Origin of the sequence: Collinsella sp. i05-0019-G5 (assembly GCF_042851345.1) — a bacterium.
GTDB lineage: Bacteria > Actinomycetota > Coriobacteriia > Coriobacteriales > Coriobacteriaceae > Collinsella.
On sequence record NZ_AP031421.1, the window covers coordinates 722,080 to 744,056 of the forward strand.

At 58.4% G+C, this 21,977-nt stretch carries 20 protein-coding genes; 13 read left to right on the forward strand and 7 right to left on the reverse strand.

The window, feature by feature from the left end; translation table 11 throughout:
* Positions 1 to 47 precede the first annotated feature (47 nt).
* Positions 48 to 2,297 (reverse strand): KUP/HAK/KT family potassium transporter, encoded by a 2,250-nt coding sequence (locus ACGHIZ_RS03235; protein WP_368141147.1) that lies wholly within the window; start codon positions 2,295 to 2,297, stop codon positions 48 to 50.
* Positions 2,298 to 2,435: 138 nt separating this feature from the next.
* Positions 2,436 to 3,347 carry a DMT family transporter gene (locus tag ACGHIZ_RS03240; RefSeq protein ID WP_390449156.1) on the reverse strand — a complete coding sequence of 304 codons (912 nt, stop codon included), beginning with the start codon at positions 3,345 to 3,347 and terminating at the stop codon, positions 2,436 to 2,438.
* Positions 3,348 to 3,465: 118 nt separating this feature from the next.
* Between ACGHIZ_RS03240 and ACGHIZ_RS03245 the strand changes: the two genes are divergently transcribed.
* The gene (locus ACGHIZ_RS03245) at positions 3,466 to 4,323 is read left to right on the forward strand and encodes a LysR family transcriptional regulator (RefSeq protein WP_225093312.1); all 858 of its coding nucleotides are present in this window, start codon (positions 3,466 to 3,468) and stop codon (positions 4,321 to 4,323) included.
* Positions 4,324 to 4,525: 202 nt separating this feature from the next.
* A complete protein-coding gene (locus tag ACGHIZ_RS03250; protein ID WP_276530462.1) occupies positions 4,526 to 6,007 on the forward strand; it encodes an aminotransferase class I/II-fold pyridoxal phosphate-dependent enzyme in 1,482 nt (493 codons plus the stop codon).
* A 75-nt stretch (positions 6,008 to 6,082) separates the two neighbouring features.
* Here the strand turns inward: ACGHIZ_RS03250 and ACGHIZ_RS03255 are convergent, their stop codons facing one another.
* Positions 6,083 to 6,493, reverse strand: a complete 411-nt coding sequence (locus ACGHIZ_RS03255; protein WP_225093313.1) for a peptide deformylase — start codon at positions 6,491 to 6,493, stop codon at positions 6,083 to 6,085.
* Between the two features lie 267 nt (positions 6,494 to 6,760).
* Here ACGHIZ_RS03255 and ACGHIZ_RS03260 point away from each other — a divergent pair, with 267 nt between their 5' ends.
* Both ACGHIZ_RS03260 and ACGHIZ_RS03265 read left to right on the forward strand, forming a co-directional pair.
* Positions 6,761 to 8,110, forward strand: coding sequence for an MFS transporter (locus tag ACGHIZ_RS03260; RefSeq protein ID WP_390449160.1), 1,350 nt, complete (start codon positions 6,761 to 6,763; stop codon positions 8,108 to 8,110).
* A gap of 152 nt (positions 8,111 to 8,262) precedes the next feature.
* On the forward strand, positions 8,263 to 9,174 hold the full coding sequence (locus tag ACGHIZ_RS03265; protein ID WP_368152512.1) for a hypothetical protein: 912 nt from the start codon (positions 8,263 to 8,265) through the stop codon (positions 9,172 to 9,174).
* Here the strand turns inward: ACGHIZ_RS03265 and ACGHIZ_RS03270 are convergent, their stop codons facing one another.
* The 3 genes from ACGHIZ_RS03270 to pdxS form a co-directional block, all read right to left on the reverse strand.
* Positions 9,175 to 9,384, reverse strand: a complete 210-nt coding sequence (locus ACGHIZ_RS03270) for a hypothetical protein (RefSeq protein WP_390449164.1) — start codon at positions 9,382 to 9,384, stop codon at positions 9,175 to 9,177. It abuts the gene before it with no gap.
* A 111-nt stretch (positions 9,385 to 9,495) separates the two neighbouring features.
* The gene (gene pdxT / locus ACGHIZ_RS03275) at positions 9,496 to 10,083 is read right to left on the reverse strand and encodes a pyridoxal 5'-phosphate synthase glutaminase subunit PdxT (protein ID WP_225093316.1); all 588 of its coding nucleotides are present in this window, start codon (positions 10,081 to 10,083) and stop codon (positions 9,496 to 9,498) included.
* A gap of 20 nt (positions 10,084 to 10,103) precedes the next feature.
* A complete protein-coding gene (pdxS, locus tag ACGHIZ_RS03280; RefSeq protein WP_022094325.1) occupies positions 10,104 to 10,994 on the reverse strand; it encodes a pyridoxal 5'-phosphate synthase lyase subunit PdxS in 891 nt (296 codons plus the stop codon).
* 145 nt (positions 10,995 to 11,139) lie between these two features.
* Between pdxS and ACGHIZ_RS03285 the strand changes: the two genes are divergently transcribed.
* Both ACGHIZ_RS03285 and ACGHIZ_RS03290 read left to right on the forward strand, forming a co-directional pair.
* Positions 11,140 to 12,579 carry a PLP-dependent aminotransferase family protein gene (locus tag ACGHIZ_RS03285; RefSeq protein ID WP_006234492.1) on the forward strand — a complete coding sequence of 480 codons (1,440 nt, stop codon included), beginning with the start codon at positions 11,140 to 11,142 and terminating at the stop codon, positions 12,577 to 12,579.
* A gap of 538 nt (positions 12,580 to 13,117) precedes the next feature.
* A complete protein-coding gene (locus tag ACGHIZ_RS03290) occupies positions 13,118 to 13,999 on the forward strand; it encodes a hypothetical protein (protein WP_225093318.1) in 882 nt (293 codons plus the stop codon).
* A 242-nt stretch (positions 14,000 to 14,241) separates the two neighbouring features.
* Here the strand turns inward: ACGHIZ_RS03290 and ACGHIZ_RS03295 are convergent, their stop codons facing one another.
* Positions 14,242 to 14,805 carry a ferritin family protein gene (locus tag ACGHIZ_RS03295; protein WP_070097113.1) on the reverse strand — a complete coding sequence of 188 codons (564 nt, stop codon included), beginning with the start codon at positions 14,803 to 14,805 and terminating at the stop codon, positions 14,242 to 14,244.
* Positions 14,806 to 15,058: 253 nt separating this feature from the next.
* Here ACGHIZ_RS03295 and ACGHIZ_RS03300 point away from each other — a divergent pair, with 253 nt between their 5' ends.
* From ACGHIZ_RS03300 to ACGHIZ_RS03330, 7 genes are all read left to right on the forward strand, one after another.
* On the forward strand, positions 15,059 to 16,279 hold the full coding sequence (locus tag ACGHIZ_RS03300; RefSeq protein ID WP_390449168.1) for an iron-containing alcohol dehydrogenase: 1,221 nt from the start codon (positions 15,059 to 15,061) through the stop codon (positions 16,277 to 16,279).
* A gap of 8 nt (positions 16,280 to 16,287) precedes the next feature.
* Positions 16,288 to 17,667 (forward strand): aldehyde dehydrogenase, encoded by a 1,380-nt coding sequence (locus tag ACGHIZ_RS03305; RefSeq protein ID WP_368141078.1) that lies wholly within the window; start codon positions 16,288 to 16,290, stop codon positions 17,665 to 17,667.
* A gap of 422 nt (positions 17,668 to 18,089) precedes the next feature.
* A complete protein-coding gene (locus ACGHIZ_RS03310) occupies positions 18,090 to 18,416 on the forward strand; it encodes an HIRAN domain-containing protein (RefSeq protein ID WP_128620442.1) in 327 nt (108 codons plus the stop codon).
* 18 nt (positions 18,417 to 18,434) lie between these two features.
* Positions 18,435 to 18,614 carry a hypothetical protein gene (locus tag ACGHIZ_RS03315; RefSeq protein WP_225093321.1) on the forward strand — a complete coding sequence of 60 codons (180 nt, stop codon included), beginning with the start codon at positions 18,435 to 18,437 and terminating at the stop codon, positions 18,612 to 18,614.
* Between the two features lie 66 nt (positions 18,615 to 18,680).
* Positions 18,681 to 19,226 carry a metallophosphoesterase gene (locus ACGHIZ_RS03320; protein WP_225093322.1) on the forward strand — a complete coding sequence of 182 codons (546 nt, stop codon included), beginning with the start codon at positions 18,681 to 18,683 and terminating at the stop codon, positions 19,224 to 19,226.
* A 67-nt stretch (positions 19,227 to 19,293) separates the two neighbouring features.
* Entirely contained in the window at positions 19,294 to 20,058 is a 765-nt protein-coding gene (locus tag ACGHIZ_RS03325; RefSeq protein WP_390449173.1) for a ChbG/HpnK family deacetylase, read from the forward strand.
* 139 nt (positions 20,059 to 20,197) lie between these two features.
* On the forward strand, positions 20,198 to 21,955 hold the full coding sequence (locus ACGHIZ_RS03330) for a DUF2130 domain-containing protein (RefSeq protein ID WP_225093324.1): 1,758 nt from the start codon (positions 20,198 to 20,200) through the stop codon (positions 21,953 to 21,955).
* Positions 21,956 to 21,977 lie beyond the last annotated feature (22 nt).

Sequence of the window (21,977 nt, forward strand, 5' to 3'; positions counted from 1 at the left end):
GCATCTCCCGTGAGGTGCAGGGCCGCTTTCGTTGATTTGTGACGTCGCTAGAAGTTGGCGTCGTTGAGTTGTTCACTTTCGAGGCCGTCGAGCAGTTGCTGTTCGGGCGTATCGGCGACGCTCTCGAGCAGCTCGGTGGGATCGACGTTCATGTCCCTACCGGCCTCGTTGCCGTTGACCAAGTCGTCCGAGAAGATGTCGACTTCCATTTCCTCGGCCTCTTCGATCTGAACCTCGAGCGGCACCTGGGTGCGCACGAGCTTAACGGCCGGGCGCATGCGGGCAAACAGCGGCACGTACTCGATGATGATGGCCGAGTTCTCAAGACCGTACCAGCGTGCCGGGCTTCCGCAGGCGCGGCGGACGGCGTACTTGATGGCCATCACGCGGTGGTCATTGCGGTTGATGTCCGTTTCGGGGGCAAGCATCTTGCGCAGCATACAAAAGCGGAAGTCACCCACGTTGCCGCGTGTCTCGTAGATGGAGTAGATGTGATGTTGCGGCGGCAGCTCGCCCGATGCCATCAAGTCGCCGACGATCTGACGCAGATAAGCGTTGACGCGCTGGTTGACTTTAAAGCCCAGGTCCAGGCGAACGCGGAAGAGGAAGTCCGTGCCAAAGGTCTCGACGGAATACTCGTGCGTATAGGGTTCGTCGGTAACGTGCACGTTAATGAACCAATATGCCTTGGCGCGCTTGGGATGCTTATCCAGGATGGAATAGAGCACGTCGCGGTCGAGCGTGAGCGGGTCGGGGCTGTTGGTGAGAAATACCAGATTGTCGGCGAGCACGGGATAGGTCTCGTCGTTGCGCAGGCGGTTGAGCTGATCGATGTACTTGGAGACGGGCAACAGAATCGTCTGCGTGCGCTCGATGGCGGTGCCGCGGCGCCACACGTACATAAGGCCAAACAGCAGTGCGGCCAGGAAGATCATGACGTAGCCGCCGTCAAAGAACATGGTGAGGCACGAGGCGAAGAAGCACAGCTCAATGGCACCAAAGAGCAGGGCGAAGACGCAGGCACCCAGCCTGTGCTTGAGGATGCCGGCGATGTAGCTCGTCAAAAGCGTCGTGGTCATGAGCATGGTCACGGTAATGGCGAGGCCGTAGGCGCTCTCCATGCGCTCGGAGTTTTGGAACAGCAGCACGATGAAGATGCAGCCGACCCACATGATGTTATTGACGAGCGGAATATAGAGCTGGCCCTTGGTATCGCTGGGGTAGTGGATGCGCAGATGCGGCATAAGGTTGAGACGCGTTGCCTCGGATACCAGCGAGAACGAGCCGGTGATGAGCGCCTGCGAGGCAATGATGGCCGCCACGGCCGAAAGCACGATGGCAAAGGGGCGCAGGGGCTCGGGGAGCATCATATAGAACGGGTTGACGATATCCATCGCGAGCATCTGGGGGTTGGAGTTATTGGCGAGTAGCCAAGCTCCCTGACCCAGATAGTTGAGGATAAGGGCCGCCTTAACAAATGGCCAGGATGCATAGATGTTTGCCTTGCCCACGTGGCCCATGTCCGAGTAGAGTGCCTCGGCACCGGTTGTCGACAGGAAGACAAAGCCGAGCACCATAATGCCCGAATGGTTGATGGGCGAGAACAGGAACATAATGCCGCGGATGGGGTTGAGCGCGCGCAAGATGGACAGGTTGCCGAGCATGTTGAACAGACCGGCGCCTGCCAGGAACAGGAACCACAGCGTCATGAGCGGGCCGAAGAGCTTGCCGATTGACGAGGTGCCGGCGCGCTGCATGGCAAATAGGCCGCAGATAATGATGATTGTGATGATGATGACGTTGGTCTGGCCGTCGCCCAGCAGCGCATGGCCCCATTCGATGGTGCGCAGACCCTCGATGGCTGTGGTGACCGTGACGGCGGGGGTGAGGATGCCGTCGGCAAGCAGTGCCGCACCGCCGATCATGGCGGGCAGAATCAGCCATGGTGCCACCTTGCGTACGAGGCTGAACAGGGCGAAGATGCCGCCTTCGTTGTGGTTGTCGGCCTTCATGGCGATTACTACGTACTTGACCGTGGTCACGAGCGTCATGGTCCAGATGACGAGCGAAAGCGCGCCCAGGATCATGTCCTCGCTGACGGTACCGATGCCGCCGTTGTTGGCGACGATTGATTTCATGGTGTACATGGGGCTCGTGCCGATGTCACCATAGACGACGCCGAGCGTTACGAGCAGCATGCCAGCGGAGAGGGGGATGGCTCCGTGCCCGCCTTGCCCGTGCTGGTCTTGGAGGTTTGCCTCCAGTTTATTGTGTGCCACGAGGACTCCCTTAGACATCCGGTTATCTGTCTAGGACAAAAAACTTTATGCCGTCTTTATACATACAAGAGCAGTTTGGCACATCGGGTTATTTTAGACAATAATCCTCAGCTGGGGATTATTTATCTACGCAGGTAGCATTTCAAAGCAGGGGCTTTAAGCACGTGCTGCCTGGGCGATGCCAGCCTTGGCGTTTGCGCGTTTGCCGGCGAGTTCGCAAAAGATCGCGCCGCCGATGATAAGCACGGCGCCCATCAGACGGACCGGTGTTATGGCTTCGCCCAAAAGGACGGCCGAGAACACGACCGCCGAAAGCGGCTCGAGGTAGCCGACGGCGGCGACGGTCTGGACGGGCAGTTTGGCGACGGCGCTAAAGTAGAGCAGGCAGCCGATGCCGGTGTTGACGACGCCGAGCATGACGACGGCGCGCCAATCAATACTGGTGGCGACGCCGGCGGACAGGAATGAGGGAGCGCCCTGCGTGATGAGCGTGAGGACCAGCGCGGTCACAAAGGCGGCGCTCACCTGGAGCGTGGAGTTCTCGAGGCCTTCGATGTGTGGCGCACCCTTGCTAGCGATGACCATCAGCGCATAGCAAAATGCCGAGGCGATACCGCAGACGATACCCGCAATGGGCATATTGCCGCCTAGACCTTGCGCTGCAATGAGAAAAGCACCACAAGCAACGGCGACAAAGCCGGCGATTTTGCCGCCGGTCAGCTTTTCGCCAAAGATGAGCGGGGAGAGCGCCATGACAATGATGGGGCCGCAGTAGTACAGCAGCGAGGATACGTCGACGCCGATCGTCTGGTAGGCGCGGAACAGAAAAATCCAGCTGGCGCCCAGCGCGGCTCCCGAAAGGAGGAGGGCTGCGGCTTCGCGGAGGCGAGATGGCGCCTGCAACTTATGGCGTTGGGTGATGGCAAGGATAGTGACAAGCGAGAGGGCGCCCAAAAACGTGCGCAGTAGCACGATATCGGAGCTCGGCAACGCGATGGCAGAGGCGATGATGCCGTTGGAGCCAAACAATAGCAATGCTGCTAAGTACGTAAACAGCCCGTTGTTCATGCGCTTCCATCCCCTCTATATCCGAGCATGTTCACTATGGGTGAACTGGCTTTAGAAGAAAAGCGAATATAATGCATAGATAACATGACAAAAGCTCATGCATAGGTGGAGGGGTGCCGTGGAAACGAATGTTCAAAAGATGCAGGTGCTGCTCGAGACCGTGCGCGCCGGAAGCTTTACGCGTGCTGCCGAGCGCCTGAGCTATTCGCAGTCGGGCGTGAGCCGTATGGTGGCCGATCTTGAGGCCGACTGGGGCTTTAAGGTGCTCGACCGCAGTCGCGAGGGCGTGGCTCTTTCTGCCGATGGGCGGCAGGTCATGCCGGCTGTCGAAGCGCTCTGTGAGGAATTCACTCGCTTGCAGCGACGGGTGGATGAGATGCGCGGGCTCATGCGCGGCAAAATCTGCATCGGTACGTTTTCGAGCGTGGCGACCCACGTGCTGCCGCCGGTGATTGCGCGCTTTCGCGCCGATCACCCGGACGTCGATTACGAGTTGCTGATGGGCGATTACTCAGAGATTGAACAATGGGTGGCAGAGGGCCGCTGCGATCTGGGCTTTATCCCGCGTGAACCCCGAGAAAACGGCATGGCATCGCGGTCTTTGGTGCGCGACGAGTTGATGGCGGTAGTGCCGGCGGACTCCTCGCTTGCCGCGGCGGAGGTCGTTCCCCTTGCCGATTTGGCAAACGAGCAGTTTATTCTGCTAGAACGCGGCACCGATGACGAGATTACGCCGCTGTTTCGTCGGACGGGACTGACAGTGCGCTCAAAACTGTCGACTTGGGATGACTATGCGATTATGGCTATGGTCGAGGACGGCCTGGGCGTGAGCATTCTACCCGCGCTCATCTTGCGCCGCTGTCAGTTCGATGTTGCCGTGCGCCCACTCGAGGGGCATCCCCATCGCCAGATCAACGCCATATATCGAACGGCCGATGTTTCGCTCGCGGCCGCTCGATTCCTTGAATACCTCTAAACGTGTACACGTCATTGTCCGCTTTGGGACAATTCTCGGGGTTCGGTACATTTTCTTGTGAAATTGAACTTCCGGATAATGCGCCGCGCTATACTGCTGCCTAAATTGAACTCAGGTTCAATTCGTGTTCTATAAATTGAACTTTGCCAGCAAGGAGGTTCTAGTGGCCCAAGAGACGTTTAGCGATCGCCTGCGACAGACTATGTCCGATCGCGACGTTCGCCAGTCGGACGTGATCCGCGCATCGGAGATGCTCGGCAAAAAACTCGGCAAGAGTCAGATGAGCCAATATGTGAGCGGCAAGACGATCCCGCGGCGCGATGTGGCCGAGCTGCTCGCCCGCATTTTGGAGGTCGATGTTACCTGGCTGCTTGCCGGTGACGCCGACCAAGGTGAGACCCCTCCGTCCCGTAAAGTTGCCAAATCCGAACCTAGTCCCTCAGCTCAAATTCCAAGGAGCACCACCATGCGTACTTTTTCTAAATCCACCAAGCTTGATAACGTCCTGTATGATGTGCGCGGTCCCGTCGTCGACGAGGCCGCCCGTATGGAGGACGAGGGCGAGCGCATCCTCAAGCTCAATATCGGCAACCCGGCGCCCTTCGGTTTCCGCACGCCCGACGAGGTCATCAAGGATATGCGTCAGCAGCTGCCCGACTGCGAAGGCTATTCCAACTCGCGCGGCCTGTTCTCTGCGCGCAAGGCGATCATGCAGTACTCCCAGATCAAAGGCCTGCCCAATGTTCAGATGGAGCATATCTACACGGGCAACGGCGTGTCCGAGCTCATTCAGCTTTCGATGAACGCGCTGCTCGACAATGGCGACGAGATTCTGATCCCCAGCCCCGACTATCCGCTCTGGACGGCGTGCGCAACCCTTGCCGGCGGCCATCCCGTGCACTATCTGTGCGATGAGCAGGCGGATTGGTATCCCGACCTGGAGGATATGGAGTCCAAGATCACGAGCGCGACCAAGGCCCTCGTCATCATCAACCCCAACAACCCCACGGGCTCGGTCTATCCGCGCGAGGTGCTCGAGGGCATCGTCGAGGTTGCGCGCAAGCACCAGCTCATGATCTTTGCCGATGAGATCTACGACCGCCTGTGCATGGACGGCTACGAGCACGTCTCGATTGCCTCGCTCGCTCCCGATCTGCCCTGCGTTACCTTTAGCGGCCTTTCCAAGTCGCACATGATCGCGGGCTATCGTATTGGCTGGATGGTGCTTTCGGGCAACCAGCGCTGCATGAGCGACTTCATCATGGGCATCAACATGCTCTCTAACATGCGCCTGTGCTCCAACGTGCCGGCTCAGTCGATCGTCCAGACGGCGCTCGGCGGCCATCAGTCGGTTAACGACTACATCCGTCCCGGCGGTCGTGTCTACGAGCAGCGCAACTTTGTGTATGAGGCGCTCAACAAGATCGACGGCATCTCGGTGGTCAAGCCGCGCGCGGCGTTCTACATCTTCCCCAAGATGGATGTTAAGAAGTTCAACATCACCGATGACGAGCAGTTTGCCCTCGACCTGCTGCACGAGAAGAAGATTCTGATCACGCGCGGCGGCGGCTTTAACTGGGCCGAGCCCGATCACTTCCGCATCGTGTACCTGCCGCGCATGGAAGTACTCAAAGAGTCCCTCGAAGACCTCGCCGACTTCTTTGATCATTACCGTCAGAGCTAGTGGGATAGAAGCTCCGCACTATGAAAAGCTCCCTGCAGTTGTTTTGCTGCAGGGAGCTTTCTTGAATCGGCGGAACTAAATCACTATCCCGTTGCAGTGGTCGATTTCGTGCTGGATGATTTCGGCGGTGTAGCCCGAGAAGTTTTTGATGCGGTGGATGAAGTTCTCGTCCAAATACTCAACCTTAATGCGGCGATAGCGGGTACAGGGACGCTCGCCGATCAGCGAGAGGCATCCTTCGCTCGTTTGATAGGCATTGACCTGCTCAAGAATTTGCGGGTTGTACATCAGGAGCGCCCTGTTGCCGTCCTTTACGCAGATGATGCGTTTGCGCACGCCGATCATGTTGGCGGCGAGGCCCACGCACTCGTGCTCATGCTCGTGGAGCGTATCCAGGAGGTCTTGCCCGATCACGGCGTCGTCGGGTCCCGCGTCTTCGGAAGGCAGGCGTAAAAAGAACTCGGATTTCATGATGGGCTTAATCATGGCGGGCTCCTCATGTCTCATGCTTTCGTGGACTTTTAATAATAGCGCGGAAGGAAAGCTGCGCGTCCGCGTTACAATCTTTCGACGTTGGACCATGTTGTCAGATTCGTCGTGTACGGCGTCTGGCGTAAGTCTAGGGCTCATTTTCGCCCTGGACCGTTCCTCTGGGGCGATGCGATTGTCGTTCTAAGAGGAAGGAATTTCATGGGGACCAAATCCCAAAAGCAAACTCAATCACCGTCGACAGCCTCGGCGATTCTCGTCGTAATGTATGCTGCAGCCTTTGTCGCCGCGTTTAACGAGAACATCATTAACGTGGCGTTGCACGACATTATGGCGGCCTTTTCGGTGAGTGCCACCACGGCGCAGTGGCTTGTTTCGGGCTACATGATCGTGACGTCGATCTTTACGGCCATCATGGCCTTCCTGTCCGGTCGTTTCTCGACACGCAATCTGCTGTTTTTCGCATGCGGATGCATGGTCGCCGGCGAAGTCCTGTGCCTGGTCGCTCCGTCGTTTAGCGTTTTACTGCCAAGCCGTATTTTGCAGGCTGCGGGATCGGGTATCTTGTTCCCGCTCATGATGAACGTAGTGCTGTCTTGCGCTCCGCGCGAGAAGCTCGGTCTGTATCTGAGCCTGGGCGGTGCCTGCATTACGCTGGGGCCGGCGTTTGGACCCGTGATCAGCGGTCTCATGTGCACGTTGTTTGGCTGGAGGGCGGTGTTCGTAGTGCCGCTGGTGGGCGGCATTGTGGTCGCTGCGGCGGGCGTAAAGCTCGTTCAGAATGTCGGAGAGCGTTCGAACGCCACGCTTGATATTCTGTCGGTTGTTTTGCTCGCCGCCGGTATTACGGCATTTGTGTATTCCGTAGGCGAGTTCTCGACCAATCTGATTGCCGGCATCGCGACGCTCTTCGCCGCCATTGTGCTGCTCGGCCTGTTTGCGGCCCACCAGCTCAAGCTCGAGCATCCGGTGCTTAACGTGCGTCCCATGGCGGGCGTTCGTTTTTGGCCTGCGTGTCTGCTTGTGGTGGTGTCGATGATGACGACGTTCTCGATGAGCGTTTTGTTGCCGCTCTATTTTGAGGGCGCATACGGCATGACCGCCCTTGTTGCGGGCTTGCTCATTTTGCCGGCGATTGCCTGCAATGCCGTGACCTCGATTGTGGGCGGACGCGTGATGGACGCCCGTGGCGCATGGCCGCTGCTGCCGGTCGGCTTTGCCCTGATCGCCGTGGGGCAGACTGCCATCTCGATGACGGCCGCAAGCATGAACATCGGCGTCGTCGTGGCGCTGACCGTTGTTGTGTATGCCGGAGTCGGTTTGGTGCTGAGCCCCTCGCAAACGGCCGGCTTGGAGACGCTGCCTGTCGCTGAGCATCCTCACGGAACAGCATTGCTCAACACGTGGAACATGATTGCCGCATCGTTTGGCCCGTCGCTGTTTATCGGCCTGCTCTCGAGTTCTGCGGCGACTGCCGGCGCCGCTGGCGTTGCGACCGACGTTGCCCAGGCGATTGGATTTGCGGCAGCCGTGCGTGTGGCGGCTGCAATTGCCGTGGTTGGGTTCGCGACGTCGCTGGTGTACGCTCGTCGCGAGTCGCACATGTCGCATTAATGTGTGCACATAGATTCTGCAGCTAGATTGAATGGCGACACCATAAACTAATGGACGTTTTGCCGAGAGGCATGAATGTTTAAAGCGCAAAGAGTGCGCGACGGGCCCCGCGAATGGGGCGATGATGCCCGAGAGGGCCAAGAAGGAGTCTCATGTCTGAGAACGAAGAGATCATGAACGAGACCGAGAACGAGACCATGGCTGCCGAGGTTGAGGCAGTCGAGACCGTGGAGACCGAAGCTGCCGAGGTTGAGGCTGCTGACGAGGTTTCCGCCGAGGAGGAGGCCGAGGTTGCCGAGGCCGCCGTTGATTACGATGACGAAGAGCTGATGGACAAGATGCAGAAGGCCGCCCGCCTGCTGCGTAGCCGTCGCTTTGCTATTTCCAAGGAGGAGGAGGCCAAGGCCGAGCGCATGGCGAACATCGAGCGCGCCATCAAGCTTCTTGACCTCAAGCCCAAGATGGAGCAGAAGGAAATGTCCGACCTACTGGGCATGCGCCTTCGTGAGCTCGATGGCCTGATGGCCGAGGCCGAGGCTGCCGATCTGGTCGGCCGCATCGACGACGCCGAGGGCGATATGCGCAAGATCGTCGTCTTCGCTGCCGAGGATGCCGCTGAGGGCCTGGTCGAGCTTGCCAACAAGAAGGAGAAGCTCCTGCCCGAGCTTTCTTACGAGGAGGCCACCGAGCTGATGGCCGCTCTCGATAAGGTTATCGCTCCGCTCGTCGCCATGGGCCTGGACGAGGACCGCGGTCCTCGCGGCGGCCGTGACGATCGCGGTGGCCGTGGCGGCGACCGTGGCGGTCGCGGCGGCTTTGGTGATCGCGGTGGCCGTGGCGGCGACCGTGGCGGTCGCGGTGGCGATCGCGGTGGCCGTGGCGGCTTTGGTGACCGTGGCGGCGACCGTGGCGGTCGCGGCGGCTTTGGCGGCAACCGTGGTGGCTATGGCGATCGCGGTGGCAACCGTGGCGGCTTCGGCGGCAACCGCGGTAACGACCGCGGCGGCCGCGGTGGCGATCGTGGCGGCCGCAACGGTGGCGGCTTCCGCGGCAATCGCTTTTAATTAGTTACGGCGTTTTACCAAACGCCGTAACCGCTTGACGCTGCAAACCCGCCAGAGCGGCAATCTGCCTTTCAACTTCGGCGGCATGACCAGAAGGTCAATGCCGCCTCGTTTCAAGGCACCTTGCTCGCTCTGGCGGGTTTTCGCTGTCGGTACCAAAACATCGGTGTTGTCGAAGTAGTCATTGGGGACGTTCTTAAATGACTGCATAGCATGAGAGTGGATAATCTCCCGGTTTGAGCCTGCATTCAAGCTCAAAGTGGGAGATTATCCACTCTCATTTGCTATGCGTCCGAAAATCCACGCTCGTTTGTTTTCTGCCTACATTTGTAGGAACAGTTCGTGGAGGCGGGTGTCTTCGTCGAGTTCGGGGTGGAAGGTTACGCCGAGCTGGTTGCCCTGGCGGGCGGCGACGATGCGCTCGTCGACTTTCGCTAAGGCCTTGGCGTCGCCGTGGACCTCGACGATGCGGGGCGCGCGGATAAACGTCAGCGGCACTTCACCGTCGATGCCGGCTACCTGCCCCTTGGTTCGAAAGCTGCCGAGCTGCCTGCCGTAGGCATTGCGCTCGACAAGTACATCCATGGTTGCCAGGCGCGGCGTCCCCTTATCGTCGTGGGCTGCAAGGTCGTGAGCCAGTAGAATCAGGCCGGCGCAGGTGCCCAGGACGGGCATGCCTTCAGCGATACGGGCACGAAGCTCCTCGAGCATGCCCAACTCATCAAGCAGCTTCCCTTGAACGGTAGACTCGCCGCCGGGAAGTACCAGACGGTCAAAGTCCTGCTTCAAATCAGCCGCCTGCCTCAGCTCAATACAGTGTGCGCCCAGCTCGGACAGCCTCGCTTCGTGCTCGGCAAAAGCACCTTGGACCGCCAGCACGGCGACCGTCTGGTCTGCGTAATCGCTCATGTGCGATCCTTTCTGCTGGACTAGCGCCCGCGCTCCTCCATGATGATCTCAATTTCGTCGGCGTTGATGCCCACCATGGCCTCGCCCAGGTCCTCCGAAAGCTCAGCGATGAGCTTGGCGTCGGTGAAGTTGGCCACGGCCTTGACGATGGCGGCGGCGCGCTTGGCCGGGTCGCCGCTCTTAAAGATGCCCGAGCCCACAAAGACGCCTTCGGCGCCCAGCTGCATCATCAGCGCGGCGTCGGCGGGGGTCGCTACGCCGCCGGCGGCAAAGTTCACGACGGGAAGCTTGCCCGTGGCATGGACCTCGCGCACCAGCTCGACCGGAACCTGCAGCTGCTTGGCTGCCTCAAAGAGCTCATCATCGCGCAGGGCAACAACGTCGCGGATCTGCTTTTGGATCTTGCGCATGTGGCGCACGGCCTGGACCACGTCGCCCGTGCCCGGCTCGCCCTTGGTGCGGATCATCGTGGCGCCCTCGGCAACACGGCGCAGCGCCTCGCCCAGGTCGCGGGCACCGCAGACAAACGGGACGTCAAACTGGGTCTTGTCGATGTGGTAGACATCGTCGGCGGGGGAGAGAACCTCGGATTCGTCGATGTAATCGATCTCGATGGCCTGCAGGACCTGCGCCTCGACAATGTGCCCGATGCGGCACTTGGCCATAACAGGGATGGAGACGGCCTCCTGGATGCCCTTGATCATCTTGGGGTCGCTCATGCGCGAGACGCCGCCCGCGGCACGGATATCGGCCGGAATGCGCTCGAGTGCCATGACGGCGCAGGCGCCTGCCTCCTCGGCGATGCGCGCCTGCTCGGGTGTGGTGACGTCCATGATGACGCCGCCCTTGAGCATCTGCGCGAGCTCGCGATTGAGTTTGACGCGATCGGCCTTGCTGGTCTGTTCTGCCATGGTTGCTCCCTTGGTTGGCATGTGCATTGCTTGACGGAACATCCTATCGGGGAGCTGGGTATGGCGAAATACTCAGTTTTCAAGATAATAACAAGGTCAGACTAATACCAGATTGAATGGCTTAATAAGGTCAGGTGATAGGCTCATGCTTGACTACAATTTGGAAAAACGCGGCGAAGCATCGCTTTATGAGTATGTTTACCAGAAAATTCGAGATGATATTGTTGCTGGACGTATTGCGGCGGGGGAGCATCTTCCGTCTAAGCGCGCCTTTGCCAGTCATCTGGGAATCAGTGTCATTACCATCGAGAATGCATATAGCCAGTTACTTGCCGAGGGCTATATTTGCTCAATGCCGCGTCGTGGCTACTACGCTTGCGAGCTTCCGGATGCACCGGTTTTGGCTTCGGCTGCGGAGGGCATCGACCGAGATGCCGCCTCTGCGGGTCCCAGCGCGCATGATGTCAACGGACAGGTCGAGCGATTCGATGCACTTTCTCCTTCCGCTTTGGAGGCGGCGCGGCTTTGGCAAAGCGCACTACGGGCGACGCTGGCATCCGAAGATGAGCGCGAAATCTTTTCGCCCGCACCGGCGCAGGGCACCGCTCGGCTGCGACGCGCAATTGCTCACCACCTGCGTGGGACAAGGGGCATGAATGTCGATCCCAATAACATTGTTATCGGCGCGGGCGCCCAGCTGCTCGATACCATGTTGGTTCAGTTGCTTGGCGCTGACAAGGTGTATGCCGTTGAGGACCCGGGCTATTTACGTCTGACGCGCATCTATCAGGCTATGGGCTGCAAAGTTCGACATATCCCGTTGGATGATGAGGGCGTGGACTTGAGCGCTCTGCAGAAAACCGGGACCGATGTACTTCATCTGATGCCGTCCCATCAGTATCCGACCGGCCTTGTGACGAGCATTGCGCGGCGCTATGCGCTTCTGAGCTGGGCCGCCGAGCGACCAGGTCGGTATCTCATCGAAGATGACTTTGATTGTGAGTTTCGCCTTGCCGGGAAGCCGATTCCCGCGCTCGCGTCGATCGATGCCGCCCAGTCGGTTATCTACACCAACACGTTTTCGAAGAGCCTTTCATCGGCGTTGCGTTTGGCGTACATGGTGTTGCCCGATGAGTTGATGGAGCGGTTTAGGCGCAACCTTGGTTTCTACGCCTCGTCGGTGAGCTCTGTTGATCAGGTCGCTTTGGCGCGTTTGCTGGAATCGGGTGATTACGAGCGACATGTGAACCGCGTGCGCGTTCGTGCTCGCGAGGCGCGTGATGGCCTGATGGCGCTTGTGCGGAAGGTATTTCCGGCAGGAGAGGTCTCGATCGAGCATGCAGACGCGGGCCTTTACTGTATCGTGGTTGCGGAGCGTGGAGCGGGCGGAAGCTCTTTTGTGCGGGCCCTCACGCGCTCGAGTATCCCTTTTGTCGATATCAGTGACTGTTATTGGTGTGCCGATGGCGCATCTGTCCCTGAAAACTCAAGTCAAATTCTTGTTCAGTATGACGATTTGAGTCCAAAAGCGCTAAATACCTTGGAATCGCAGCTAATGGGAGCACTCTGCAACCTAAGTGAGTAGGCTTTTGGAACTTTGGCGACCAGGCAGTTTTGTAACAAGCTATCTACCTGCGGTTTTGAAAAGCAGGATGACCGGGCTGCTCGGGATGTTCAAAAAAGTCTACTCACTTGTCGCGCAAAGTTTCTGCATGAGAAAAAAATGGGGTTTTCAACAGAACTTCGTCCAGCTCTCGGCAAGCTTTTGGCCAGTTGGGGAGGGCTGTTGAAAACTTGGCAGTCCGTTCGGCACCATTTTTGGCGCGTTCGCGCCAATGCGTGACTGACTGGGTTGAAATTCGTGTTTTCCTGTGCCTATGAAAGATCTACTTTGTGACATATCGGCTTTTAGGTACTGGCGTTTGCCCCCTCAGGTCCGCGCTCTGTGTCCGCCGCTTCCACGACCGGAAGAAGACCGGCAGCGATATGATCTCGCCCGCAACCCGACGGCTGCGGTCGCGCTCGGTTTTCCGTTGTATACATTGGTTCAGACGAGAAACAAACGGACTTGTCCTACCAGCATTAGGCAGCGGCTGTTCCTTGGTGAGCCCCCCAGGGAATCCGTGCTGGAAACGGAGCATGGATTTTTGATTACGTCTCCTCTACTGACGGCATTCATCATGTCGCGGCATCTGACGGATCTTCAGCTTCTTTTTGTGTTGGCGGAGATGTGCGGCCTGTTTGCGGTGTGTGCTCTGCCGGCGGCACTTGAGGCGGAGCTTACGCGTGCAATTGATTCGGGCGCGATTTCGACGACGTTGGGTTGGGTGCGCTGCCCGTCCGAGGACGGCACCGCTTCAAATTTATGGCGTCGAGACGCTTTGGTTTTGGGCAGAGACCTTGACCGTTTTTGTTCAGATGTTTGCGGGATGCGTTACGGCAATAGATTTATGGCGGTATCGCAATTCGTTCCATTGGGTGCCGCGTCGCCTTTTGAGGTCGAGGCGTATTTGCTACTTGCACTGCCGCGATCCCTGGGAGGCGAAGGTTTTTGCGACATAGAGCTTAATGTTGAAGTGATGCTAGGCACAAGTGCTCGAGCGATTGTGGGAAAGTCCCGTGTATATATCGACCTACTTCTTTCTTCACCGGACGGTAGGCGACAGGTGGCCATTGAATGTCAGGGAAAGGCCTCGCACGGACGCGCAGGGGATGGCTTGCGTGACGCTGACCGCATGACGGCCCTTCAGGCCATGGGCTACGATGTGCTTCTCCTGACATACAGACAGATATCGGATGAGGATAGATTCCGCGCGATCGTTAAGGCCGTATGCAGGATGCTCGATGCTGAATATCGTGATAAAAGCTCAGATGAGCAAAGGGCTGAGGCATTACTCCGGTCTGAACTATTCGTTGACTGGACAAAATTGGGAGTAATCGACGGAAAGATGCCCGCTAGACACAAAATGGCTCGATCGTGGACGGCTGCGGTTCTAAGTGAGTAGGCTTTTAGCACTTTGGCGACCAGGCCGTTTTGCAACAAGTCATTTACCTGCGGCTTTATAAAGCAATATGGGTGGTGTGCTCGGCAAGTTCCAAAAAGTCTACTCACTTAGTTTTTGACGAGAAGCCGATGCCGAAGGCGGTCCTATTTCAGGGCGTTAACAAGTTCGTGAGGCACGAAAAAGGCCCGAACCAATACGGTCCGGGCCTCATCGAGCTTGAGGTTATGTCTCAGGCGGTTGGCTTAGCCAAAGTAGCGCTTGAGCAGGCCGGCGAAAGCCTTGCCGTGGCGGGCCTCGTCGCGAGCCATCTCGTGCACGGTGTCGTGGATGGCATCGAGGCCGGCGGCCTTGGCACGCTTGGCAAGATCGGTCTTGCCGGCGGTGGCGCCGTTCTCGGCCTCAACGCGCATCTCGAGGTTCTTCTTGGTGGAGTCGGTCACGACCTCGCCCAGGAGCTCGGCGAACTTGGCGGCATGCTCGGCCTCCTCGTGGGCAGCCTTTTCCCAGTACAGGCCGATCTCGGGATAGCCCTCGCGATGAGCGACGCGAGCCATGGCCAGGTACATACCGACCTCAGAGCACTCGCCCTCAAAGTTGGCGCGCAGGTCGGCAACGATGTCCTCAGAGACACCCTCCATCTTGGCGACGCCCACGACGTGCTCGGCGGCCCACTCGAGCTGGCCCTCCTCCTGCTTCAGGAAACGAGAACCGGGAACGCCGCACTGGGGGCACTTAAAATCCTCGGGCAGCTGGTCGCCGTCGAACTCTTCCACATAACCGCAAACGGGGCAAACAAACTTCATGATTCGATCCTTTCGATCGATGGCGATTGCGCGCTCGTCCGGTCCCGTAAGGGCCCTCTCCGGACGTGCGTCTTGACGAGTTCTATTATCCATAAATGCAACCAAATGTGAAGCCTATTAGGAATGATTTTTAATAAAACAATTTTGAGATATGAAGATGTTGATTGATTAACGATTGGCAGGCCGTCTTTGACCGTCGCTGAGTACAATCGGTCGAGCAAATGTTGACCAATCAACAAATGAGGGAGTTTCCTTTATGCATCTAGCCCGTCGTGCCTGGTGCCGAACATATCAGACGGTTTTTCGCATTGCATTGCCGATCCTGCCCTATACCGAGCCGCACATTTTAGAGCATGCCGAGGATGTGCCCACAGTGCTTCAAAAGCGCTCGATCCAGAAGGTCCTTATCGTGACGGATCCCGGCATTGCCCGTCTGGGGCTCACGGCATCACTCGAGCGTGCGGTTACGGCTCAGGGGATTGGTGTTACGGTCTATGCCGAAACGCGTGCGAACCCTACGGTCTCAAACGTGGAGGAAGCGGCGTCCCTGTATCGAGAGAACGACTGCCAGGCCATTATCGGCTTTGGCGGAGGATCGGCCATGGACTGTGCCAAGGGCGTGGGGGCACGTATCGCGCAGCCAAACAAGCCCATCAACAAGATGCGTGGCCTGTTGCGCGTCCACCGTCTCCTGCCGCTGCTTATTGCGGTTCCCACTACCGCCGGTACGGGAAGCGAAGTCACGCTCGCGGCGGTTATCACCGATGACGAGACGCACTATAAATACCCCATTAACGACTTTGTGCTTATCCCGCGCCTTGCGGTGCGCGACCCCGAGTTTACGCGCGGCCTGCCCGCCTCCATTACGGGGCAGACGGGGATGGACGCCCTGACGCATGCCGTCGAGGCCTTTATCGGGCGAAGCACCACGCCCTATACGCGCAAGATGGCGCGACGGGCGGTTCAGCTCATCCACGACAATTTGCTCGAGGCCTATGAGCATGGCGACAACATGCACGCACGTCGCAATATGCTTGCGGCGGCGTATAAGGCGGGTGTTGCCTTTACGCGCTCCTATGTTGGATACGTTCATGCCATCGCACACAGCTTGGGCGGGCGTTACGGGATTCCGCACGGCTTGGCTAACGCCATTATCCTGCCGCATATGCTTCGCGCCTATGGCGAAGCTGCTGCTCCCAAGCTCGCCGATCTCGCCCGCATGGCCGGCATCGCGCCGGTTAACGCGCAGGACAGCCTGGCGGCCGAGGCCTTTATCGATTGGGTCGATCGAATGAACGCCGCCTTGGACATTCCCAAGTATGTGACGGGTATTCGCCGCTCCGATATTCCGCAAATGGCGGCACATGCCGATGCCGAGGCCAATCCGCTGTACCCCGTTCCGCTTTTGATGGACCGCCTGGAGCTCGAGCATATGTACGAAGTTGTTGCAGGTGGTATGTTTGAGGACGAGAACTAGGAGGGTCCATGAACACCGAGGAAATTGCGCGCATCGTCGGCGATCAGCGCACCTACTTTAAGACGCACGCTACGTTTGATGTCGATGCTCGCCGCCGCGCACTGGTGCGCCTGCGCGATGCGGTGCGGGCCCACGAGGCCGATATTGCCCATGCGCTCAAGACCGATTTGGGAAAGTCGCATGACGAGGCCTATATGTGCGAGATCGGCACGTCGCTTTCCGAGATTCGTCATCACATCGCTCATGTGGCTCGATGGAGTCGTCCGCGCCTGCGTCCGTGTGACCTCGCTAACGCCGTGAGCGTGTGCAAAACGCAAGCCGTGCCCTATGGCGTCACGCTTATCATGGCGCCCTGGAACTATCCGTTTTTGCTGACGCTCGAGCCACTCGCCGGGGCTCTTGCCGCGGGCAATACCGTGGTCATCAAGCCGAGTGCCTATGCTCCGGCATCGAGTGCGGTGCTCAAGCAAATCTGTGAAGAGGCATTTGATCCGCGCCTGGTGACGGTTGTCGAGGGCGGGCGCGCCGAAAACCAAGCGCTGCTCGATGAGTGCTGGGACAAGATCTTCTTTACCGGTAGTGTTCCGGTTGGCAAGCTCGTCATGGAGCGCGCGAGTAAAAACCTTACGCCCGTGACGCTTGAGCTGGGCGGAAAGAGCCCCTGTGTCGTGGATGCGACGGCAAACCTGAAGGTCGCGGCGCGGCGTATCGCATTTGGTAAATGGCTCAACGTGGGCCAGACCTGCGTGGCGCCCGACTACCTGCTGGTCGACGTGCGCGTGCACGATGAGCTGTTGGGTCTCATCAAGGAGGAGGTCCGTCGCATGTTTGGCGAGCACCCGCTCGACAACGAGGACTACGGTCATATTGTCAACGCCAAGCATTTTGCGCGCGTGCGCGGGCTGATCGACCCCGATAAGGTTGTGCTGGGAGGAACGGCGCGCGAGTCGTCGCTCAAAATTGAGCCGACGATCCTAGACGGCGTGGCGCCTGAGGACGCCGTGATGCAGGAGGAGATTTTCGGCCCCATCTTGCCGGTGCTGACGTTTGAGAGCCTAGACGAGGCCGAAGCGTTTATTACGGATCGTCCGACGCCGCTGGCCCTGTATATCTTTAGTCAGGATCGCGCGGTTCAGCAGCGCTTTGTGCGCTACGTGCCCTTTGGCGGCGGCTGCGTCAACGACACGATCATGCATCTGGCTACGAGCCATATGGGCTTTGGCGGCATGGGCGCGAGCGGCATGGGGCAGTACCATGGCCGCGAGAGCTTCGATACGTTTAGCCATAAGAAGAGCATCGTGAACAAGGCAACGTGGCTGGACGTGCCGTTTCGGTATGCGCCCTACGCAAGCTGGAAGCACAAATTTGTGCGCATGTTTGTGCATTAGGAAATGGCAGGTAATACGAACAAGTGTTCCTATTACCTGTCATTAACGTTAGACTACTGCTATGGGGTACGGATGGGCCAACTCCCTTTAGAAGGGAATTGGTATGAACGTAAGCGATGTTATTTCGTTACTGGCGTTGTTAATCGCGGCTATCGAACTCGGCCTGTTTATCGGCCGAATGAAATAGCCGCCCCCGCGTAAGCGAAGACGGCCACTTCTCACGATGAAAACGTGTATCGGAGTTGGCAAGACCCGCTGCCACGGGTGCCATCCGTACCCCTATCTTATCTGCAAGCGCTCTGTCTCGCAAGCGTTGCGGCAACTGGGTGAAAGGCGCGAGCGGGTGAATTCGTGTCCGCACGGGCCCGTAAACTTCTCAGTGAGGTTAAGCGTTGGTTTATCCGGCCGTTAGAGGAGTTGCCATGTACGAGCCTTCACGTGTTCTTCTGTCATTTCATATCGCAGGATTTCAATATGCCGACGGCGCTTTGGTCCTAGGCGATCTTAAAGTGGGCGATAAACTGACGCTGTGCGCCGAGCGCGATAATCCCCATGATCCCGAGGCGGTTGCGATTTACTGTGGCAACACCAAGCTTGGCTATGTTCCGGGAAACGAGGTCGGCCCGCTGTCCTTGATGATGTATTACGGCCATGAGGACGTATTTGAGGCCCGCGTGCAACAGGTTGCTCCCGAGCGCAGCCCGTGGCATCAGGTGCGTGTTGGACTCTACGTGGTGGATGCACGCTAATCGGTAAGGGAGACTGCCATGTTTGATGACGACGACCAGTTCGATCTGACAGACGATCCGTTTGAGTGGGATATGCTACTCGATGACGATGAGTTGGAGCGGGATTGTAAGAAGCGGCAGGATAAGAATACCCAGGGTGACGCTTCGAAAAAGCAAGACAAGCGCCGCCGCGGACTGTTCGGCGGGTTCTTTGGATAACCGCCGCATCGCTGCGTCTGTATACTTAGCACGAGTTGAACACGTTGCGAAATGAGGACAGAGACGATGATGTGGTTTACCGCCGATCTGCACCTGGGCGATACGAATATCTTGCACGACATGGACCGGCCGTTTGGCTCGGTCGAGGAGATGAATCGCAAGGTCATCGATGCCATCAATGAGTGCGTGGCTGTGGATGACCGTCTCTACATTCTGGGTGACTTTACCTATCGTTTGCCCCTGGCGGAGGCGGTGCGCCTGCGCGAGCGTATTGCCTGCCAAAACGTGACGCTCATCCGTGGTAACCATGACGGCGATTGGGAAGATCCCGACGTGCCGCAAATTTGGGAAGACGTGCGTGATTATCTGGAGATTGCCCCCGGCTATGCCAAGGGCCATCGTCTGGTTATGAGCCACTACCCCATGCTTAGCTGGAATGGCAAGGCGCGTGGCGCCATCATGCTGCACGGGCATATCCACAGCAGGGGAGACCGCACCAACGCGCGCAACCGCGATCGCGAGCGCCCCATTTACCGCTACGATGTGGGCCTCGACGCCAACGAGTACAAGCCCGTAAGCCGCGACCAGATTCTTAGCTTCTTTGGGCTATAGGGTGCCAGAACCACCACAAAGGGGACAGTGAACTTTTGTGGTGGTTTTCACATAGATTGGAGTCGTTATGAAGCAATTGCTTATTCGTGCCGATGATATCGGGTATTCGTATGCCGTTGACTTAGGGATTGCTCGCAGCGTCAACGAGGGCTTGGTGCGCTCGGCGGGCCTTATGCCAAATATGCCCGAGGCCGAGCGTGGGTGGTCGCTCGTGGCGGATGCCGATATTGCAGTGGGCCAGCATACCAACGTGTGCCTGGGCAAGCCGTGCGCCGATCCGGCGCTCATCCCGAGCATGCTCAACGAGAACGGCGAGTTCCATAGCAGCCGTACCTTCCGTGAGCATTTTAAGCGCGGTGAGGAGCTGATAGACTTCGACGAGGCCTGCATCGAGATCCGCGCACAGCACGACCGTTTTGTCGAGATTGTGGGCCGCGAGCCCGATTACTTTGAGGCCCATGCCGTCATGAGCGAAAACCTTAACCGAGCGATCTCGGCGGTTGCCCAGGAGCTGGGCCTTAAGGAGCAAAAGGCAAGCTTCGACCCCACGGCGGTGGTGCATTGCGGAGATACCGACCTGCGCATGGTGATGCATTCGATGGAGCCGGGCTACGAACCCAAGGACTCGATTATGCAGACGGTTCGCGAGATATCCGACGGCGAGACGGTCGTTTTTGTGTGTCACCCGGGCTATCTTGATCGCTTTATCCTCGAGAACAGCTCGCTTACGACTGATCGTACCAAGGAAGTCGATGCGCTGATCGATCCTGAGCTGCGCGCTTGGCTCGAGTCTCAACCCGATCTTCGCCTGATCGACTATCGCGACCTGTAAGAGCTCAAGCCAACACAAGGGGAACAGGCACCTTTGCGGTGGTTCTGGCGCCGTTGCCATTATGGTGGCGGCGCCTTTTTTGTCCGTGCGGCGCGGTAGAGTGTAGGCGGTTGAAATTTGCGTCCATCGAGGAGCTGTTATGAACGAGATCAAGTGCCCGCATTGCGGCGAAGTTTTTAAGGTCGATGCGTCCGGCTATGCGGACATCGTCAAACAGGTGCGCGATGCTGAGTTCTCGCGCGACCTGGACGAGCGTGTGAAGGCGGTCCAGCGCGAGGGCGAGCAGGCGCTGGAGCTTGAGCGCTCGCGTTCGACGGCTGCCCTGCAGGAGGCGGAGTCTCAGCGCGATGCACAACTCGTTGAGCAGAAGAATGCTGCGGCTCGGGAGTTGGCACAAGAGGTCGCCAAGCGCGATGCCGAGCTTGTCGAGCTGCGCGCCAAGCTCGAGGGCGCTGCCGCAGAGCGCGAGAGCGCAAGCCAGCGTGCGGCGGTTGAGGCCCGTGCCGATGCTCAGAAGGAGAATGCTGAGCTTCAGCGCGAGATCGACAATTTGCGTGCGCAGCTGGGGCGCAAAGATGACGAAGCCAAGCTTGCCGAGTCGGCGGCGCGCAACGCTGCTCAAAACGATTTAGCTGCACGTGATGCCCAGATTGCCGAGCTGCAGGCCAGGCTTGCCGCAGCGGACAAGGCTCAGGAGATGGCGCTTGCCGCTGCCGCGGCAGAGTCGCAGCGTGATCTCGATGCCGCTCGCAGCGAGGCCGAACGTGCACTTGCTGACTACCGCGCGACGGTACAGGAGAAGTTTTCCGCCGCAAAGGTACAATCTGAGCAAGAGGCTGAGGGTCTGCGTGCCCAGCTGCGCGAGCAGGAGCTGATGGCAAAAATGAACCTGTCGGAGGCAGTCGCCGCGGCGGAGCGAGAGCGCGACGAGGCACGTGCGAAACTGACGAGTGAGCTGGCAGTGCGCGATTCGCGCGAGGAACAGGCAAAGGCGGCACATGAGCTCGAGCTTGCTCAAGCCAAGCGTGCGAGCGATGAGCTGATCCGCTACAAGGATGAAGAGATTGAGCGCCTTAAGGACATGAAGGTCCGCCTGTCCACCAAGATGGTGGGCGAGTCGCTCGAGCAGCACTGCGAGACCGAGTTTAACCGTCTGCGCATGACGGCGTTTCCTAACGCGTACTTCGAGAAAGATAACGATGCGTCCGAGGGTACCAAGGGCGACTTTATCTTCCGCGAGTGCGACGCGAGCGGCAACGAGATCATCTCGATCATGTTCGAGATGAAAAACGAGAACGACGAGACCGCGACCAAGCACAAGAACGAGGACTTCTTTAAGAAGCTCGACCACGATCGCCGACAGAAGGGCTGTGAGTATGCAGTGCTCTGCACCCTGCTGGAGCCCGAGAGCGAGCTCTATAACGCGGGTATTGTCGACGTGAGTTACCGCTATGAGAAGATGTACGTGATCCGCCCGCAATTCTTCATTCCCATGATCACGCTGCTGCGCAACGCCGCCATGGGTTCGCTGCGCTATAAGCAGGAGCTGGCGGAGTACAAACAGCAGAATATCGATGTTACGAACTTCGAAGCCAAGATGGAGAAGTTCAAGGACGGCTTCTCGCGCAACTACAACCTGGCGAGTAAGCAGTTCGAGTCGGCGATTAAGGAGATCGATGCCGCCATTAAGCAGCTCGAGAAGACCAAGGACGACCTGCGTCGCAGTACCGAGAATCTGCGTCTGGCCCACAACAAAGCCGATGAACTCACCATTCGAAAGCTCACGTGGGGCAACAAGACCATGAAGGCTGCCTTTGACGAGGCACGTGAGGCTGCGCCGGAGACAGGTGATGAACCAGCCGAGGCGGATTCGTATGAGGTCGAGGATGCCGAGTAAGGCATAGCGTTTAGTGCAAAAG

Coding starts and splice junctions, on each gene's coding strand:
- ACGHIZ_RS03235 (WP_368141147.1), bottom strand. CDS start 2,297: ATGTCTAAGGGAGTCCTCGTGGCACACAATAAACTGGAGGCAAACCTC.
- ACGHIZ_RS03240 (WP_390449156.1), bottom strand. CDS start 3,347: ATGAACAACGGGCTGTTTACGTACTTAGCAGCATTGCTATTGTTTGGC.
- ACGHIZ_RS03250 (WP_276530462.1), top strand. CDS start 4,526: ATGTCCGATCGCGACGTTCGCCAGTCGGACGTGATCCGCGCATCGGAG.
- ACGHIZ_RS03255 (WP_225093313.1), bottom strand. CDS start 6,493: ATGATTAAGCCCATCATGAAATCCGAGTTCTTTTTACGCCTGCCTTCC.
- ACGHIZ_RS03260 (WP_390449160.1), top strand. CDS start 6,761: ATGTATGCTGCAGCCTTTGTCGCCGCGTTTAACGAGAACATCATTAAC.
- ACGHIZ_RS03265 (WP_368152512.1), top strand. CDS start 8,263: ATGTCTGAGAACGAAGAGATCATGAACGAGACCGAGAACGAGACCATG.
- ACGHIZ_RS03270 (WP_390449164.1), bottom strand. CDS start 9,384: ATGCAGTCATTTAAGAACGTCCCCAATGACTACTTCGACAACACCGAT.
- pdxT (WP_225093316.1), bottom strand. CDS start 10,083: ATGAGCGATTACGCAGACCAGACGGTCGCCGTGCTGGCGGTCCAAGGT.
- pdxS (WP_022094325.1), bottom strand. CDS start 10,994: ATGGCAGAACAGACCAGCAAGGCCGATCGCGTCAAACTCAATCGCGAG.
- ACGHIZ_RS03285 (WP_006234492.1), top strand. CDS start 11,140: ATGCTTGACTACAATTTGGAAAAACGCGGCGAAGCATCGCTTTATGAG.
- ACGHIZ_RS03300 (WP_390449168.1), top strand. CDS start 15,059: ATGCATCTAGCCCGTCGTGCCTGGTGCCGAACATATCAGACGGTTTTT.
- ACGHIZ_RS03305 (WP_368141078.1), top strand. CDS start 16,288: ATGAACACCGAGGAAATTGCGCGCATCGTCGGCGATCAGCGCACCTAC.
- ACGHIZ_RS03310 (WP_128620442.1), top strand. CDS start 18,090: ATGTACGAGCCTTCACGTGTTCTTCTGTCATTTCATATCGCAGGATTT.
- ACGHIZ_RS03315 (WP_225093321.1), top strand. CDS start 18,435: ATGTTTGATGACGACGACCAGTTCGATCTGACAGACGATCCGTTTGAG.
- ACGHIZ_RS03320 (WP_225093322.1), top strand. CDS start 18,681: ATGATGTGGTTTACCGCCGATCTGCACCTGGGCGATACGAATATCTTG.
- ACGHIZ_RS03325 (WP_390449173.1), top strand. CDS start 19,294: ATGAAGCAATTGCTTATTCGTGCCGATGATATCGGGTATTCGTATGCC.
- ACGHIZ_RS03330 (WP_225093324.1), top strand. CDS start 20,198: ATGAACGAGATCAAGTGCCCGCATTGCGGCGAAGTTTTTAAGGTCGAT.